General features: G+C 59.4%; 19 protein-coding genes. 14 read left to right on the top strand and 5 right to left on the bottom strand.

The genetic code is table 11. The features are described 5' to 3' along the window. Positions 1 to 92: 92 nt before the first annotated feature. The 4 genes from Q2941_RS35790 to Q2941_RS35775 form a co-directional block, all read right to left on the bottom strand. On the bottom strand, positions 93 to 446 hold the full coding sequence (locus tag Q2941_RS35790; RefSeq protein WP_458195414.1) for a hypothetical protein: 354 nt from the start codon (positions 444 to 446) through the stop codon (positions 93 to 95). Between the two features lie 71 nt (positions 447 to 517). Then, on the bottom strand, positions 518 to 1,804 hold the full coding sequence (locus Q2941_RS35785) for an NRAMP family divalent metal transporter (RefSeq protein WP_458195413.1): 1,287 nt from the start codon (positions 1,802 to 1,804) through the stop codon (positions 518 to 520). A 287-nt stretch (positions 1,805 to 2,091) separates the two neighbouring features. Further along, the gene (locus Q2941_RS35780; protein WP_458195412.1) at positions 2,092 to 2,745 is read right to left on the bottom strand and encodes a hypothetical protein; all 654 of its coding nucleotides are present in this window, start codon (positions 2,743 to 2,745) and stop codon (positions 2,092 to 2,094) included. A gap of 49 nt (positions 2,746 to 2,794) precedes the next feature. Continuing rightward, entirely contained in the window at positions 2,795 to 3,463 is a 669-nt protein-coding gene (locus Q2941_RS35775; RefSeq protein ID WP_458195431.1) for an SOS response-associated peptidase, read from the bottom strand. Positions 3,464 to 3,693: 230 nt separating this feature from the next. Here Q2941_RS35775 and Q2941_RS35770 point away from each other — a divergent pair, with 230 nt between their 5' ends. Together Q2941_RS35770 and Q2941_RS35765 are read left to right on the top strand one after the other, a co-directional pair. Continuing rightward, positions 3,694 to 3,852 (top strand): hypothetical protein, encoded by a 159-nt coding sequence (locus Q2941_RS35770; protein WP_254111493.1) that lies wholly within the window; start codon positions 3,694 to 3,696, stop codon positions 3,850 to 3,852. Next, a complete protein-coding gene (locus Q2941_RS35765) occupies positions 3,846 to 4,052 on the top strand; it encodes a hypothetical protein (RefSeq protein WP_254111494.1) in 207 nt (68 codons plus the stop codon). The genes Q2941_RS35770 and Q2941_RS35765 overlap by 7 nt, the downstream gene beginning before the upstream one ends. A 27-nt stretch (positions 4,053 to 4,079) precedes the next feature. Here the strand turns inward: Q2941_RS35765 and Q2941_RS35760 are convergent, their stop codons facing one another. Then, positions 4,080 to 4,265, bottom strand: coding sequence for a hypothetical protein (locus Q2941_RS35760; RefSeq protein ID WP_254111495.1), 186 nt, complete (start codon positions 4,263 to 4,265; stop codon positions 4,080 to 4,082). An 806-nt stretch (positions 4,266 to 5,071) separates the two neighbouring features. On the opposite strand from Q2941_RS35760, the gene Q2941_RS35755 reads away from it, so the two are divergent. The 12 genes from Q2941_RS35755 to Q2941_RS35700 all read left to right on the top strand — a co-directional run. Then, positions 5,072 to 5,491 carry a DUF4261 domain-containing protein gene (locus Q2941_RS35755; RefSeq protein ID WP_458195411.1) on the top strand — a complete coding sequence of 140 codons (420 nt, stop codon included), beginning with the start codon at positions 5,072 to 5,074 and terminating at the stop codon, positions 5,489 to 5,491. A gap of 52 nt (positions 5,492 to 5,543) precedes the next feature. Continuing rightward, complete coding sequence (locus tag Q2941_RS35750; RefSeq protein WP_458195410.1) at positions 5,544 to 6,173, top strand: imm11 family protein; 630 nt, start codon at positions 5,544 to 5,546, stop codon at positions 6,171 to 6,173. A gap of 418 nt (positions 6,174 to 6,591) precedes the next feature. Next, on the top strand, positions 6,592 to 8,244 hold the full coding sequence (locus Q2941_RS35745; protein WP_458195409.1) for an AHH domain-containing protein: 1,653 nt from the start codon (positions 6,592 to 6,594) through the stop codon (positions 8,242 to 8,244). Positions 8,245 to 8,640: 396 nt separating this feature from the next. Further along, entirely contained in the window at positions 8,641 to 9,114 is a 474-nt protein-coding gene (locus tag Q2941_RS35740; RefSeq protein WP_458195408.1) for a cupin domain-containing protein, read from the top strand. 1,301 nt (positions 9,115 to 10,415) lie between these two features. After that, entirely contained in the window at positions 10,416 to 11,537 is a 1,122-nt protein-coding gene (locus Q2941_RS35735) for a tetratricopeptide repeat protein (protein WP_458195407.1), read from the top strand. A 557-nt stretch (positions 11,538 to 12,094) separates the two neighbouring features. Continuing rightward, positions 12,095 to 12,367: a hypothetical protein gene (locus tag Q2941_RS35730; RefSeq protein WP_458195406.1), complete on the top strand. Its 273-nt coding sequence runs from the start codon at positions 12,095 to 12,097 to the stop codon at positions 12,365 to 12,367. Beyond that, positions 12,364 to 12,663: a hypothetical protein gene (locus Q2941_RS35725; protein WP_027528437.1), complete on the top strand. Its 300-nt coding sequence runs from the start codon at positions 12,364 to 12,366 to the stop codon at positions 12,661 to 12,663. Before Q2941_RS35730 ends, Q2941_RS35725 begins: the two co-directional genes overlap by 4 nt. A gap of 56 nt (positions 12,664 to 12,719) precedes the next feature. After that, positions 12,720 to 13,163, top strand: a complete 444-nt coding sequence (locus Q2941_RS35720; protein ID WP_458195430.1) for a GNAT family N-acetyltransferase — start codon at positions 12,720 to 12,722, stop codon at positions 13,161 to 13,163. A 260-nt stretch (positions 13,164 to 13,423) separates the two neighbouring features. Then, the gene (locus Q2941_RS35715; protein ID WP_458195405.1) at positions 13,424 to 14,686 is read left to right on the top strand and encodes a CaiB/BaiF CoA transferase family protein; all 1,263 of its coding nucleotides are present in this window, start codon (positions 13,424 to 13,426) and stop codon (positions 14,684 to 14,686) included. 55 nt (positions 14,687 to 14,741) lie between these two features. After that, positions 14,742 to 15,398, top strand: a complete 657-nt coding sequence (maiA, locus tag Q2941_RS35710; protein WP_458195404.1) for a maleylacetoacetate isomerase — start codon at positions 14,742 to 14,744, stop codon at positions 15,396 to 15,398. A gap of 63 nt (positions 15,399 to 15,461) precedes the next feature. Then, positions 15,462 to 16,691, top strand: coding sequence for an acyl-CoA dehydrogenase family protein (locus Q2941_RS35705; RefSeq protein WP_458195403.1), 1,230 nt, complete (start codon positions 15,462 to 15,464; stop codon positions 16,689 to 16,691). A gap of 9 nt (positions 16,692 to 16,700) precedes the next feature. After that, on the top strand, positions 16,701 to 16,968 hold a 268-nt coding region (locus Q2941_RS35700; protein WP_458195402.1), incomplete at its 3' end, for a flavin reductase family protein.

Below are 16,968 nucleotides of genomic sequence, written 5' to 3'. Positions count from 1 at the left end.
CGCTCCCCGGCGGCCGCTCAATGAGCCTTGTTGATCTCTTGCTTTGTTAAGCCAAGGCACGAGCCCCGTGAAGCGATGGAGGCGCGCAGCGCTTATGCAGCCGCGTCGTTTTGCGGCGCGACAAAGCTGCTGGAAAGGCTGGGGATAGTCACGATGTTTCCGGGGTTCGCCGCGAAATTGCGCCGGCTTCTGTCCCTTTTGGCCACAATCGGACCGCCACCATCAGCCCCATGCAAGCCTTGGCCGTTATCTCTATTCTGGCGCTGCTCACCCTGGGCGGGGCAGCCGTTTCCGACCAGATTCTCACGGCCGATCAGCAAATCGTGCAGAGGGTTCAGTAGGGCGCACGATTGGCGAAGGCGCGTTGTCTTTGGGGGATGACAGATGCTTTCGGTAGACCAGTTTCTGAGACTGATCAGCGTGCCGGCCGTGTTCGTGGCCTTCATCATTGCATCGCAGGTTTCGGCGGCCCTGACCTCGAACTGAGCCTTCCTGCCGCGGGCGCTTTGGCGTCGCATTAGCCGACGACGGACGAGCCGAGCAGGGCTACCACCGCGAGCGCCATCAGCGCCGTGCCGAGCCAGCCGAGCGCGATCAGCCATGTCCGCGCCCTGAACTTGCCCATGACACCGGCGTTCGAGACGATCAGCATCATCATCGCCATGATGGGGACGGCGACGATGCCGTTGAGCACGGCGCTCCACACCAGCATGTGGATGGAATCGATGCCGGTGAAGCCGAGCGAGAAGCCGATGACGGTCGCGGCCGCGATGATCGTGTAGAAGCCGACGGCTTCATCCGGCTTTGCCTCCAGCGTGGCGCGCCATCCGAAGATCTCCGCAACGCCATAGGCCGCCGAGCCCGCCAGCACCGGAATCGCCAGGAGGCCCGTGCCAATGATGCCGAGCGCGAACAGCAGGAAGGTGAAATCGCCGGCGAGCGGCCGCAGCGCTTCGGCGGCTTCCGTTGCCGAATTGATCCTGGTGACGCCGTTGGCGTGCAGGACTGAGGCCGTGGTCAGGATGATGAAGAAGGCGATGCCGTTCGAGAGCAGCATGCCGAGCGTGGTATCGGCCCTGATGCGCGTCAGCTCGGGATCCCCGGCGCGCGGCGCCTTCGTCAGCGGCTGGCGATTCCTGTGGTTCATCTCCTCGACCTCCTGGGAGGCCTGCCAGAAGAAGAGATAGGGGCTGATGGTGGTGCCGAGCACGGCGACCACCATCAGGAAATAATCGGCGCTGATGTTGGCCTGCGGCCAGACTGCTGCGAGCAGCGCCGTGCTCCAGGGGATGTTCACGGTGAAGGCGGTCGCGACATAGGCGAACAGCGAGAGCGTCAAAAATTTCAGCACCGGCGTGTAGCGACGATAGGGCACGAAGACTTGGAGCAGGGTCGAGGATGCCGCGAAGATCAGCGCGTGCTCGTGGTTCAGCCCGCCGATGACGAGCGAGAGCGCCTCTGCCATCGCGGCGATGTCGGCCGCGATGTTGAACGTGTTCGCGGCAACGAGCATCGCGACCAGCGCCAGCACCAGCCAGCGCGGCACGAGCTTCATGACGTTGGCCGCCAGCCCCTTGCCGGTGACCCGGCCGATCCGCGCGCTGACGAGCTGGATCGCGATCATGAATGGCAGGGTGAGAAACACCGTCCAGAGCAGGCCATAGCCGAACTGCGCGCCGGCCTGCGAATAGGTGGCGATGCCCGACGGATCGTCGTCGGCGGCCCCTGTGATCAGACCGGGCCCCAGCCGCTTCAGCACCATCCGGAGGGATTTTGGCGGTGCGGGAAGGGTGGGGGCGCTCATGGAGGGCGGTGTCTCGCGTCGGCTGGCTTTTCCGAATTCTCCCGGCTAACTCGGGTTAGGGACGAAAAGTTCCCGCCGTCTGCTCGACAGCACGTTTCGGATTGTCCGCATTCGCGGTTGACACGTCGCGCAAATCACCTGTAAACAGGCATCATCGCAGAAATCGTCGAGCCCGCGCCGTCACCGGTCGCGGGCTTTGTTGTTGAGGTGGCCGGAGTGACCCAGCAGACTAGCGGACGCTGACGAACATTCCCGGGCGGCTGCCAGGCCCGCGCCTGCAGGAACGCTCACCTGACGATGAATGCTTGAATATAGTTTTCGAGTGCGTTTTGTTGGGGGAATAGCGGGTGCTCCATGGGCGGCGGATAAACTATTTCCCGCGCGAATATGTCGCGCCACGGACGCGTCACTTCATCCGGAAGCGCTTGCTCGAAAGTGCGGCACTCCACAGAGCAGAACATGTTGATCAGAGAGCTATAAAATCTGCACTTCGCCGAGAACGCTTTGATTGCATGAATATCCTTCGTGGGTGTGTCGCTAGCTACCGCTGTTAACGACGCTGGAGGCATTAGAAATACGTTCGCAGTTTCTTGCCCGTCTTCATCAAGGCCCATGTGACATGCCGCGTTCCAATGGACGATTTCGTTGCGTTCTATGTCGATCGGCCGGAGTTGGCTAAAAAGAGACTTTCTGAATTCCTTGAGTTCTTCCTGAAACTTCTGTCGGAACAGCTTCTCTAGAATCTTGTTTCTTGCATCAGAGTTAGTAATTCTAAAGAGAACAATGGCGGCGGTCCTTATTGATGTGTCCGAGAGGCCGGCGAAAAGTGTTGCAAATGACTGCTCTAGGTTTGCGTACGCTTGAATTGCCTTTCCTCTTGCCGCCCAAATTTCGTGGCCCTCGGCGATCGGAATCACTTTGTTCATATCGATATTTGCCATTGTAAAATCTCTCGTCACATTTGATCGAACGGCATTCAATTTCAACAATTCAAATCCGTGAAGCTATGTCTTCCTTTTCAGCCCCGCGCGCGACGATCTTGAGCTCTTGGTCCGCGAGCGGTCGCTGCAGCGCCTTGGCTTCATCCCATGGTGCCCGTAGCCACACGTCCCGTTCTTCAGCGGTAGTCAGGATCACCGGCATGGCCTTGGAATGGATCGGCTCGACAATCGCATTCGGTGCAGTGGTGAGGAAGCCATAGACCTGATGCGGGCCGGCGATGGGTTTTGATTTCGTACCGCGATCACCGTTGAAAATGGTCCAGATGCCGGCGAAGGCGAACATCGGTCGTGCGTCCGCGAGCGCGAACCACACGACGTCTTTCTTCTTGGTCTCCGGGTTGGGCTCCGGTGCGTACTCGGCAAAACTGTTGACCGGCACGAGACAACGGTTCTCCGGCTTGAGCCAGGCGCGCCAGTGCGGCGAGGAGGTGTTGCGGATGTTCGTCACCGGCGGGCCGCCGGTGCGCGGTGGCGGCGGCATGCCCCAGCGCATCATCACCATCTCGCGTTCGCCGCTGCCGGCATCGCGGATGACCGGCGCCGGGTAATCCGGAAACACGCCCGGCATCGGCGCCAAGTTGCCTTCGTAGCGGCGAACGACACGAAAGAGATCGGCAATCGCCGCCTGATTGGTGGTGATCGAATAGAGATTGCACATGAACGCGATCGATCCTTGGTGCTCTCCGGATAGGAGCGCCCGGCAGTCTCTCACGAGGTTTGCTCTTCGCGCGGGTGAATCTTTTTGCCCGAACGAGGCCATAACGCATTGACTTCTTGTTCTTGTTTTGTTCTTATCAAGCTTCATCGCCTGCAAGAGCCGAGAATGCCAACCCTCGAATTCATCCGCTCGGAGATCGAGCGCAGATAGGGCGCCAACGCAAGGAGGTCTTGCAGCTTCAACGCGCCGGCATCTCGACGGCCTCGGCCGAGACTCTGTTGGAGCGCATGCAAGGCAAGGTGGAGCAGCTCTGTGCGCAGCGCGACGCGCTGAGGAAGTCTGAGCCGGGTCCGGTGAAGGGCAGGGTGCTGGGAGGACGAAAATGGTGAGAGAGCGCCCGCAATATTTTACGGATAGCGACGAACATTCGGAGTTCGTGAAGGCGCTGGCTCAAGTCCGCCGCCTCGCACCATTTGAAGGCTGGTGCGCTATGCACGTTCAAGCCATTCAAGTTGCGATCGATCAGTACGCAGAAGCGGCTCTCGGCAATCGCGAGTTCTTCTGGAATAAGCCGCACAGTGCCGGGTAGGCGCAATTATCGTTTGTTGCGTCGAAACTAGCGGATGCTGACGAACATGCCCCACGCGGCCGCGAGACCTGCGCCTGTAACAACATATATGGGGTTGTCGCAGAAGGCGCTTCCGTAAGTACACACGGTGGCACCAAACGAGCCGATCTCGTTATGGCTCGCGGAATAGAACAGACCTGACAGGCCAAGCAGTGCACCGGCGACGTAGTACATCGATCTCCTCCTCGATGGACTTCAAGCGGAGGGCCGCCGCGCAACGCTTGATCCTTCATCGGAGATGATGGTGGCGTGAAGAAGTTTCATTCCGCCAAATTCGATTTGGTGCATTTTAGATAAAGTTCGACACGTCGGGGCGTCTAGGAATGTCGGTTTGAAAAGGAAGAGCGGGCATTCGGGGCACATATAAGAATCCGAAACGACTTGACGCGTCGAGTGCACATCAACCCGCGCGGAAGAATCCGCTGCGGGCTTTTTCGTTATGATGCGCGAGACACGTGATGGCGCATCACGGGGGCGAAATCTCTCGGAAGATTGCCGATGGGCATCAACTCTCTGAGCCGACTATTCCGCCCTGCGAACTTGCTCAGACAAAGGCTGCGTGTTGACTTGCGTTCCCTATTTGTTCCAGGGTAGCCTCTGTTCTGCCCTTGAGCGAAAGAGATGGTTGCTGAATGAGTGCTCTCGCCTTTGTGCTGCTGGACAATCCGACAACTCCGGATATGTCGGCCGTCGCCAAAGCTCTTCGCACGCGGTATCCCGAATTGCCGGCGGAGGCAGTGACGGATGATACCCCCGCGGGGGCTCGGCAAGCAAATTCGCCGCTCATTCGCTGCGGTAACGAATTCGTCGCGGTGATGTCGATGGCGGCGCCTATACCGCAGGATCCGGGCCTATGGTAGCGTACTGCCACGACTTGGTCGGAGGGCAAGACGATTGCGGCGCGGCATCGAGGCCATCTGATCGTGTCAGTGCTTGGGAAAGGCCCGCAGCCGCTGCCCGCTGCGCGTCTCAGCACCGCGGTGACCGGCGCACTGATCGCCGTTATCCCGGAATGCTGCGGCGTGGTGTGGGGCGGCAAGGTTGCACGGCCTGCCAGGCTGTGGCTCGAGATGTCCAGCCGGTCCTATGCGCCGTTTCCCGACTATCCTTTCACGCTGTGGGTCGACACCCTCCCTTTTCGTTCATCTGCGGGAATCGGCGCGGTCACGATGGGGCTCGCCGCATTCGCCGGACGCGAGATTGAATTCGAGACTGCAAAGCTCCCGTTTCCAATGATGATTGACAAGGTGGCGGGCCTTGCCGCCTATCTCGTCGAGCATGGAAATGTAGTCAAGGACGGCGACAAGTTTGGAGGAGACGAGCGCGAGCGCTTCGCGGTCCGATACAAGAAGTCCGACCGGTTTGGCGGAATGCCTGTCTTTTTCTGTGTGACGGACTAGACGCTGATAGCGATCACGCTGGTAAGGCATCACGCCGAGAGAATAGACCGGAATGAGTGGCGAAAAGTCAAAATCGATTGCGAAACGACCCAGAGCGCGCAAGCGCAAATTCTATGTGGTCGGTCCTGATTACCGGGTCGGAGGCAAGCCGGGTTTCCGGTTGGAAGATAACAGCGTCATTCCCTATGGAGTGGAGCACCTTCCCGATTTCGCCGAGCCGCCGCGTTTTGTGTTCAATAAATCGGCCGGAGATCTTCCCTATGATTTGGAGCCATGTGCCGGGTTTTGGCTGATTTCCGACCAAACAAAGGTTGTGTTGGAGGCCGCGGATCCGAATGCTTTTTCCTTTGTGCTGTGCGACGTGCGCGTGCCGTATGGTGTTTGGGACGGGCCCCGCTATTGGCTCTGCGAAGTTGTCCGTATCCTCGATGCGCTGGACGAAACGCGGTCGCGCTTGAAGATCGGAATCCGCGACGACGATCGGTATCTCGACTTCGGCAAGAAGTTCTACGACTTTTCCGGAGGTGCCGAACTGGTCTTCCAGGGGGACGTGATCGGCGAGGCCCACGTCTTCCGCATGGCCCATCGCGGATCGACCGTCATATGTGATGGGGTGCTAAAGGATGCCTGCAAGTCGGCGGGTCTGAAGAGAATCCGTTTTAGGGACGTCTCGAACCTTTGACTGGACAGGAAGAGACGTGGTTTCGGAAAGAGCAAATGTCGATCCTCTTTGACTAACCCGTTGTCGCGCAGCGCTTCGCAAATCATGATGCGTTTCGCAGCACGGATTCCGTGACATCCTTCGTGTTCTCGAGGAACTCGATGAAAGCGAAGTTGTGTTTGAAGATCGAAATGCTTGATGAGGTCTATCGCCGCTTCGGCGAGAAGTTCTACAATTTTTCGGGGCGCTGAACTGGTCTTCAGGGAAGACGCGGTCGGCGACGCGCATGTCTTCCGTATAGCTTATCGCGGATGACCGTCAGATGCGATGAGGTACTGAAGGATGCCTGCAAGTCGCGGGCCTGAAGAGGATCTGGTTTGAAGTCGTCTCCAAATTTTAAAAAGTCGACTCGGCGAGACGTCGATTTCGGAAAGAACGTATGTCGATACTTTTTGATCATCACATTATCCCGCAGGAGTTCGCCGGCCATGATGCATTTCGAGGCATGGACTCCGAGATGTTCAACATTGATTCTCCTGGTAATCGAATCTATTTGCCAGCGGATAGAGAGATAGCCGCGGATATGGATCTATCGCGGCATCCCAGCAGGCATGTCTCCACATATACTGATGCGGTTGAGGAGGTGCTTGACGAGATCAAGAAGATGGAGGACCCGAGCGCTCGCGCTGCAGAGATCAAGACCCTGATCGACGCCATGAGGGTCGGATTCGCCAATGGCGATCTCCATACGAACGTCGGTGCAGGCAAGACGCGGGAGGACGTTGACAATGGAATAAAGAAAGTCTTCGCCGACCACAAACGCTATCTCGCAGAACGGCCAGATCAGCTTCAGGCGGTCAGAGATCTCGAACAGAAGGCAGCCGCTGCCGGTCAAGATCATCTGATCCAATGGTCGGCGATCCTTGGCAATACCATGAGGGAGAGGATGCTAAGTGAGGCAGTTGCAAAGAATCCCGGGATCAATGTAACTGCCGGGAATATGAACCTGGGTGGAACGCTCTGGTACTCTAAGTTTATCGCCGCAGATCGCAATCCGTACCTCTATCCCACTCCCGGATCGGTACCGCCCAAGGCTGAGGACTTCGCGCCGCTTCCGGGCTTCAGTTCGCCTTCGCTCGATAAGCTGAACCAAGCAGAAGGATTTACACGACACAATCCAGCGCAGACCTACGGATTGCCCGGATTTCCTGTGCCCGATCCAACCTTGGGAAGGTTTGGGCAATTGCCTCCGAGCACGGCCGCTCCGCAGGATCCTCTGGTCCTCAAATTCGACCCGGCGACTGGGGCGCCTCTTCCATTCTCCGAACGTTCGCCAATACTCGAACCTGGGGATCCGGTAGATGGGACGCCGCCGGACGGTTTCTATACCGCAGCGGGGCTCGCTGCTCTCGCGGCAGTAGCTCCGGAGCTAGCGCTGCTGTTGGGAAGGTGGGCTATTCCCAGTATTTTGAGTGCTACCGCTGTTCCAGCGTTTGGAGCCAGCAATGCAAGCAACGCAGGGTCCGGTAGTGGGGGCGTTTTCTCTATGGGCACGGCTCCATATGATGCATTCAACGCTAGCTCTTCTGCTTCCAACAGGAACACCAGCGGCGGCTATCCTCGCGGATCTCCATTCGGGCCGCCTCTGATCGAGAGCACACCGCTGCAACAAGAACCGGCTCGCGCCAATTCTTTTGCTGACCGCTTCGGAAGTTGGACCGAGACCCCGGCGGGTACGATGCCCGCTCAGGTGTCGGGCGTGCTTGCGGCTCCCGCCGACGGTGCGGCGCGAACTGTCGCTCCCGAAGATGTTCGGCGTCTCACGCGCGTGAACGCGTCGAACTCAGCTAACGCGTTCAAATCGGGGACGTCACCAGTCCCTTACTTGCCTTCGGAGTTCAACGACCGCTTTGGCAACTGGAGCATGCCGCCTGATCGACAGTCGTCGCAAGCAAGCAGGCCGGTCGGCACCTTCGCTGACGAGCCGAGCTATTCCATCCTGCCGCCGATCTGGGGATTGGAGGATCCCCGCGTCGCGCAGAACGACACCGAAGAATGGCTCTCGCGCTGGATACGTCCGCTTCTGCGGTAGGACCGAATGGAATAACGAAGATCACCCTGCGCACACGAACGACGCGTCTCGCGTTCTGCATGACTGGACTTGATCGTTGATCCGTCGGGCAAATCAACGGCAAAATGGCATCATCGAAAGAGTTCGTATCACCCGCGCGGAGAAATCCGTCGCGGGTTTTTTTTCGTTTCGATGCCCGCTATGAGGCGCTGTCGTTCCGTTGGAGACGAATGTCCGTTGTTGACAGGAGAACAGATCAACATGCGACCAAACCGAGACGCCGCTTTTGACCTAGGCGGAAATCGGCTGGAAGGCGACCCTATTTTGCGTCAGGCCCGTCGTGTAGCTTAGCCCCCGCACACGCGGGTGAGACCGGTGCCCTCCGGCTCCAACCGCCGACCCAGGAAGGATCGAGAGATGGCGTACGCAATCTCCACAAGCCTGGCTCCTTCATGGATTGGCCTTGCGACTGCGGCGTTTCTCACCCTCGGTGGATCGACGCCGGCTTTTGCCCAGGATGCGGTTGTCGCAACGCTTCCTCAGGACATTCATTTCGAGGGACCCGCCGGAGCGGTGGGAATCGCTACCCTATATGGCGATCCGAAAAAGGCGGGAGTATTTTCGGAGCGGGTGAGAATCCCATCTGGCTTCAAGATCATGCCGCATTGGCATGGTGAGACGCGAACGGCCATCGTTCTGTCCGGCACCTTGTATTACGCGAACGGTGATCAGTGGGATGAAAGTAAATTCAAGGCCTACCCACCCGGCTCGTTCTTGATTGAACCGGCGAAAATCTCCCACTACGCGATGGCAAAGGACGGCGAGGTGGTTCTTCAAGCGACGAGTATCGGTCCGAGCAGCACCGTCAAGATTGAACAGGCGAAGAAGTAGGTTAGCGGTGGCACACGCCTCAGCCTGAATGTTCGCTCCTGGCCCAGCGTCGCAAATCTGACACGTCCCGCTGACGTCCGCTTTCGGGGGCGGAGCCGACTAGATTGGCTCACACGAGTTTTTCGCCTTTTTAACTCGAAGCGGACATTCCGCATGGCTCGATGGTTTCGAGCCATGCTGTCTTGTGTCTCTTGTGCGGTGGGTGGGCGGCATGGACTAGCGGCGGCCCGAATGCTCGGCGAATTGCTTTTCGCCGGGCAACTTGCCCCCGGCCAGCAGGCTGGTGCAAATCCACCGAGATTCTCTGGGTTGCGCTCCAAGGAAAGCCTTGGTCTCTACGCACTGCGCGTAAGTGTTGTAGCTGAGCGTGTCCGTGCACGTTGGCGAGAACATGCTACCATCCATTCCTCCCTGGCCAGCAAGGCTACATCCAACCCAGGGGGCGTTGCCGACCCTGAAACTTGTTTCGCAACCACCGTTGCAGCTGCGGGCCTCTCTCTCCAGCTTGGCAAGCCTCCCCAATGTTGAATTCGGCGCGAACACTGGCGTTTGAGCGGTTGAGGTGCCGGTTGTCCTGCGGGATGTCCCCGTGTTTGACGACCCCCGTTGCAGATGATGGGGCCTGGCCGCCTGCTCCGGCGCATTGACCGTGACACCGGGTAGCGTGCTGGTGGCCGAGCCTTGCGACGATGCCGGGCCATACAGGAAGACAGTTGCGAACATAGCGAGGATCGAGGGAGCGACAGCACTTGAAGAAAATTTCATGATGATGCCTTTCCGGGACGGACAGGCCGTCCATTGGTCAAAATAACCACGCGCAATTCGTAGCTTGTATTCTGCAACCTGGCTAGCGGTCTGCTCGCCGAAAAGTTGTGCAGGCCGGCGTTGCGGGCCACGGATACGCCCCGAGCAAGCGCCTTGTGCGGCACAACAATCGCGTTGGAAGAGCACGGGCACCTGTGCTGTCCTCCGCTCGTGGCCCTTAAGAGACAAACCGGCATATTTCGGGGAATGTCGGTTTGGAAACGTAGAGCGGCCATTCGGATCAGATAGGAAAAACCGAAAACAACTTGACGCGTCGGGCAAATCACCAGTAAAGTGGCATCATCGAAAGAGTTCGCATCAACCCGCGGCGGAGAAATCCGCTGCGGGTTTTTGCTTTGATACGAGCCTCCCAGGCGCGGTCCTTCTGTTGCCGGTGATTGGGAGCCGAACATCCGCTTCCATTTGTGCCCCCTTCCAGCATCCGGATTTGAACCGCGTCATTAGGTGAAGCGACTACAGATAGCCGGCCATGCAAAATGCTGGGATTCTCCGACAGGTTCGAACGAACCGAGCCGGTACGCCCAGTTTTCGTTCTGTCCAAGATCACTCATATGAAGTTAATTCTGCGGGGCGCGCTGGCGGCTCTGGCCTTCGCATCGATAGTCTGGTTGGTGGCGGCGCCCTCGGCGGACGACGACGTCAATACGTGTGGAAAGGCATCTGGCGACGAGGCAATAGCCGCGTGCACACGTGGCATTGACTCCGGTCGATATAGCGGCCGTCAGCTTGCTGCGCTCTTCAACAATCGTTGCTCCGAGTGGAACGGAAAGAGGGAAAGCGACAAAGCCTTTGCGGATTGCAGCCAAGCGATCCTGCTTGATCCGGACTACGCATTGGCGTTCTTCAACCGCGGCAACGCCTATTTTGCCAAAGGCCAATACGACCGCGCCATCGAGGAATACAACCAATCGATCCGGCTCAATCCGAACTACGCACATGCGTTCAGCAACCGCGGCAACACCTATTCCAACAAGGGCCAATACGACCGCGCCATCGAGGATTACAACCAGGCGATCCGGCTCAAACCGAACGACGCATTTGCGTTCTACAACCGCGGTACCGCCTATGACGCTGAAGGCCAACACGACCGTGCCATCGAGGACTTCAACCAGACGATCCGGCTTGATCCGAACCGCGCAGATCCGTTCTACAACCGCGGCATCGCCCACAAGGCCAAGGGTCAATACGACCGCGCCATCGAGGATTACGACCAGGCGATCCGGCTCGATCCGAACTACGTAAATGCGTTCAATAACCGCGGCACCTCCTATAGCGCCAAAGGCCAATTCGACCGCGCCATCGAGGATTTCAACCAGGCGATCCGGCTTAATCCAAACCACGCTGAGGCGCTCAACAACCGCGGCATCGCCTATAATGCTAAAGGTCAATACGACCGCGCCATCGAGGATTTCGACCAGGTGATCCGGCTTGTGCCGAACCAGGCAATAGCGTTTTATAACCGCGGCTTTGCATGGGAACAAAAGAACGATCTGCAACGCGCATTGGCCGATTACCAGAAATTCTCCGAATTGGCCCCGTCCGATCCTGATGGTCCAAAGGCAGTTGAGCGCTGCACGAAGGTGTTGAGCGGTCCGTGACAGCCGTGCTTTCGATATTCCCATTGACCAAAAGTCAGTCTGCGACATCGAACGACCTGGCGTCGCAGTTTGGAGGCAAACTGCCACAGCTCTGCGAATGTCGGTTTGGAAGGCTAAGGCGGGCATTCGAGCCGGATAGGAAAATCAGAAATGGCTTGACACGTCGGGCAAATCACCACTAAAGTGGCATCATCCAAAGAGTTCGCATTAACCCGCGCGGAGAAATCCGCCGCGGGTTTTTTTTATTCCAATTCCGGGATCGGACGGCGGCGGCGCATCGCGGCCTCGCCCTCGTTGAAACGCGTTCACTGAGCGCCGATCAGCGCGCCGTCGTCTGAACTATTATTGGCCGTGCACGCGCGAACGTGCCGGCCCGCGGCGCGGCTATGAGCCAGAGCCGCCGCGGTCCCCGGATCGGGGATAGGGTTCGCGCCCGAAATGATTCGCGCTTCTCGCGATCTGCCGCGCATTTTCTTTTAGGAGCAGCCAATGACAGCCTATCTGATCTCGCTCGCGCTTGCCGGCCTGCTCGCGATCGTTTTGTGGGAGACAGTTTCATGAATGAGGATCCGGAGTGCGAGCACGAGAGCGACGCCGTCCGCCCGCCTGTCGCCAAGAGGACTTCCAGGGCGAGAACTCTCACCGAAATTCGGTCTGTGGCGCGTAGCCACACCAGAACCGCCATCAAACTTCTGGTCTGGGACAAAGTCCTGGGTCTTGGACGGACAGATGCGCTGGCAGGCTTTGCCTCGGTGACAGCAAATCTCGTGGTCTCATTTTATTTCGCCAAGCGTGGGTTCGAGAACGTCGCAAGGATCATCAAGCGGTGAGCATTCGGGACGACGAGATCAGGGCCATCGTTGTGGAAACGCTGGCCGAGCAGCAGAGGCTTCAGCACGAAAGTATCGACGCGATCGTCTCGAAGGCTGTCGCCTCGATCCTGGCATCGCTCGGCATCGAAGATGACGATCGCAAGGAATTGAGGGCGGACTTCCAGCACCTTCGTCGGTGGAGAAAGAGCGTGGAACAGGCTCAGAGCTACACCTTCAAGGCGGTCATCACCGTGATCGCGACCGGCCTGATCGGCGCGCTCTGGCTGGGCGTCAAGGTCGTGCTGAGTAAGTGAGCAAGGGCAGTGACATCGCGCCCGAAGATCCGTCTTGCTTTTCAGAGGGCGAACCCGTGTACCGTATTCGGGCTGTCGACAGCGACGACGACGAGGTCGCCGAGATCCTCCGCGATCTTCATCAATGGACCTTCTTCGGCACCGCAGCCGTTCCACAGTTCGGATCGGGATCCTGGTGGCTTGTTCATAGCGGAGCCAAGGCCGTCGCTTTTGCGGGCGTCGTGCCGTCCACGCATGCCCCCAACAGCGGATATCTTTGCCGTGTGGGAGTCTTGCAGGAGCATCAAGGGCGCGGGCTGCAACGCAGACTGATGCGGGCGGTCGAGATGCAGGCCCGGCGAATCGGTTGGGAGAGCATCGTGTCGGACACGACCGACAACAGGATATCGGCGAACAACTTCATCAGGACTGGCTACCGGCTCTATGAGCCGGAGGTGCCCTGGGGATGGAGGAACACGCTCTACTGGCGAAAACGGCTGAACCGGAGTTTAGGTGGGTGAGCTTCCGTGAAGCGGAATGCACCACGCAAAAACAAAGCACGGCCTCGCCTTTAAGGGACGATGGACCACCGTCCGTTGCATGGAAGCGGCCCGGCAGCATCACGCTGCCGGGCCGCTTTTGCGTTTCGATCGGCCCGTTGTGCCGGCGATCTGCGATACCACTGCTGATCGGACGCGGGCGGGGGACTTGCGCTGCGTCGTGCCGCGGGCTTTAAAGTCGGTATTCGGCGGCCACAAGCCGATGTAGGGAGCAAGCCAGCATGAATGATCACCCGCAACTGCCGGAGCGTCCACCGCGCGCCGGGAACGGGCCTACGGCACTTGACGGACTGCTGGTCATCGATTTCACGCGTGTGGTCGCAGGACCGGCCTGCACGCAAATGCTCGGCGATTTCGGCGCAAATATCATCAAGATCGAAAATCCCGACGGCGGCGACGATACGCGGGCCTATGAGCACGCCGAGATCGGAGGCGAGAGCGCCGCCTTTCTCAGCCTCAATCGCAACAAGCGTGGCATCGCGCTGGATCTCGCAGTGCCGACCGCGTGCGAGGTGGCGCGCGAGCTGATCCGCAAGGCCGACGTGGTCGTCGAGAATTTCTCGGGCGGCGTCATGAAGAAGTTCGGCTTGGATTATGAATCGGTCGCGCCGATCAATCCGCGGCTGGTTTACTGCTCGATCTCTGCCTATGGCCGGACCGGGCCGTTTGCCTCTCGGCCCGGCTTTGATCCCATCACCCAGGCCGAGAGCGGCTTCATGTCGCTGAACGGCTTCCCCGATGGACCGCCAGTCCGGACTGGTCCGCCGATCGTCGACATGGCGACAGGGTTGGCGGCCGGGAATGCCATCCTTCTTGCGCTGCTGGCCCGGGAGAGGCTGGGCCGAGGGCAGCACGTTGAAGTCGCGTTGTTTGATATTGCGATGGCCATGACTGGCTTCTATGGCATGGCCTATCTGATCAACGGCCAGAATCCCGGGCGGTTCGGCAACTCGCCGAGTGGTTCTCCCACGGTCGGAGTCTATGAGGCGTCTGACGGACCGCTCTATATGGCGTGCGGCAATGACAGGCTTTACCGGCGGCTGGTCGTTGAGGTGCTTGATCGACCTGACCTCATCACCGATCCTCGCTTTGCGACGCGGAAAGCGCGCTCCGAGAACAAGGAGAAGCTGCGCGCCGCCATTGCCGAGGTGTTTGCCGGCGATCGCCTCGAGAACTGGATGACGAAGATGAAGCAGGCCAATATCCCGGTTGGCTATCTTCGCACCGTCGAGGAAGGCTTCAATGCGCCAGAGGCGCGAGAACGGCAACGGCTGAACCGGATCCCGCACCCCACGGCAGGCTGGGTGCCCAACATCGAATCTCCGGTGTCCATGAATCTCACGCCCGCAATTGAGCCCGTCGCGGCGCCGCTGTTGGGTGAGCACACCAGGGACGTCCTGCGCGAGACGCTTGGTTATGACGAGCGACGGCTCGGCGAGCTTGCGGAGAACGGCGCCTTTGGAGCCGGCCGGCGATTGGGGTAACCAACCCGGAACGTCGTCTCGCGTCGGGAGCGTCGGCGAATGGAGGGGAGTGACGATGGACATCCAACTATACGGTTTCTGGCGATCGATTGCGTCGTTTCGCGTGCGGGTGGCGTTGAAGCTCAAGGGGCTCCCGTTCAAGGAAATTCCCATCGACATCATGTCCGGCGAGCAGTTCACGCCTGACTATGATGCCGTGAACGCGGAGCGCGTCGTGCCGACTTTGGTGCACGACGGATACCGGGTGTTTCAGTCGCTTGCGATCATCGAATATCTCGACGAAGTCAGTCCCGAGCCGGGGTTGTTGCCGACGGATCCGGCCGATCGCGCGTATGCGCGGTCGCTGGCTCTGGTGACGGTTGCGGACGTCCATCCGCTGGTGACGCCGCGCGTGCGTAATCATTTGGCAAAGGCATTCGGGGCAGATGGTATCGCAATCACAGGATGGGCCGAGCATTGGGCGCGCGAGGGGCTGGCGACCTATGAGCGGCTCCTCGCCAGGCGAGCGCCGGCTCCGTTCGTCCTAGGCGCCACGCCCGGGATAGCCGATATCTGCATCGCGGGGCAGGTTGTGGGGGCCCATTTCCTCAAATGGGATATGGCGCCTTATCCGACCGTGGCCCGGCTCGCGGATCGCTGTTTCGCGCTGCCGGCCTTTGCGACGTCTCATCCTTTCGAGCAGCCCGGGTACAAGGCTGAATCCGGCCGCTGACATTGCATCGTCTTGATCTGGCGGGCTTTCGGCCGCATAACAGTGGCGAAACGAGGGACACGAATGGTGGCCGGCAATCCCATTTCAGGTGCGGCCCAGCCGGAGGCGGAGACCGCTGAGCATGCCTATGCCGCGATGATCGCGCGCGCCAGGGCGCTCGTTCCTCAATTGCGACAGCGCGCAGCGCGGACGGAGGAGCTTCGGCGCCTTCCGCCCGAAACCGAGCAGGACCTTCATGACGCAGGCCTGTTCAGGATTCTTCAGCCCAAGCGCTTCGGAGGGGCGGAGCTCGATTACGGCGCGCTGATCGATTGTGCCGACCTGCTGGGGCAGGCGGACGCTTCAGTGGCCTGGAATTTTGCCAACCTGGCGAGCCACCATTGGATGCTTGGCATGTTCGAAGAGAAGGCCCAGACTTTGGTCTGGGGCCACGATGCCAATACTCTGATCGCCTCGTCGTTCATTTTCCCCGCCGGTCGTGCCCGGAAAACCGATGGCGGTTATCGACTGCACGGAAGCTGGCCGTTCTCGTCGGGTGTAGCGTCCTGCGAATGGAACATGCTTGCAAGCGTGGTCTACTCCGATGACGAGGCCGACGGCATCGAATATCGCATCTTCTTGCTTTCCAGAAAGGACTACAAGATCCTCGACACCTGGAACGCAGCGGGACTGCGCGGCACCGGTTCGAGCGACGTGGAAGTTAGGGATGCCTTTGTTCCCGACTACATGACGGTCGCCGTCGGCAATCTGGCGGGAGGTCCGACACCCGGAAGCGCGGTCAATCCCAATCCGCTCTATGCGCTTCCGGTATTTTCATTGTTTCCGTACGTTCTGTCCGGCGTTGCGCTCGGAAACGCGCAGGCATGCCTGGATGACTACGTCGAGGTCGTTCGCCACCGCATATCGACCTACAACCGCGCGAAGCTGAGTGATTTCCAAAGCACCCAGATCAAGATTGCCGATGCCTCGGCGAAGGTCGACGCCGCACGCTTGATCATGCGCTCTGCCTGTGCGCTTGCCATGGAAGATGCGCGGCGTGGCCACGTTCCGAGCATGGCAGCCAAGACCAGGTACAGGCGTGACGGCGCATTCTCGGTCAATCTGTGTACCGAGGCGGTGTCGATGCTGTTCGCCGCGAGCGGCGCGCGCGGATTGTTCACGAGCGGCGTCTTGCAGCGGCAATTCCGCGATGCCCACGCGATCAACTCGCACCTCGCGTTCAATTTCGACGCGGCTGGTACGAACTATGGCCGCGTGGCGCTCGGCCTGCCGTCCGAGAACCTGACGCTGTGAGGCCGGCCGATGACTGATTTGCCCAAGCAGCCGCCGGCCGCAGACCCAGCCAACGAACTGGCGAGCGACAGCTCGCCGATCGATCCGCGCGATTTTCGCAACGCCCTTGGCAGCTATGCCACGGGCGTGACCATCATTACCGCCGCGGGTCCGGACGGCAAACCCTACGGTTTGACGTGCAATTCATTCGCTTCGGTATCTCTCAATCCACCACTCGTGCTCTGGAGCCTCGTGGTCTATTCGTCGAGCCTGACCGTATTTCAGAATGCCAGCCATT

The organism is Bradyrhizobium sp. UFLA05-153 (assembly GCF_054185185.1).
This window is presented reverse-complemented; position numbering and strand designations above follow the sequence as displayed.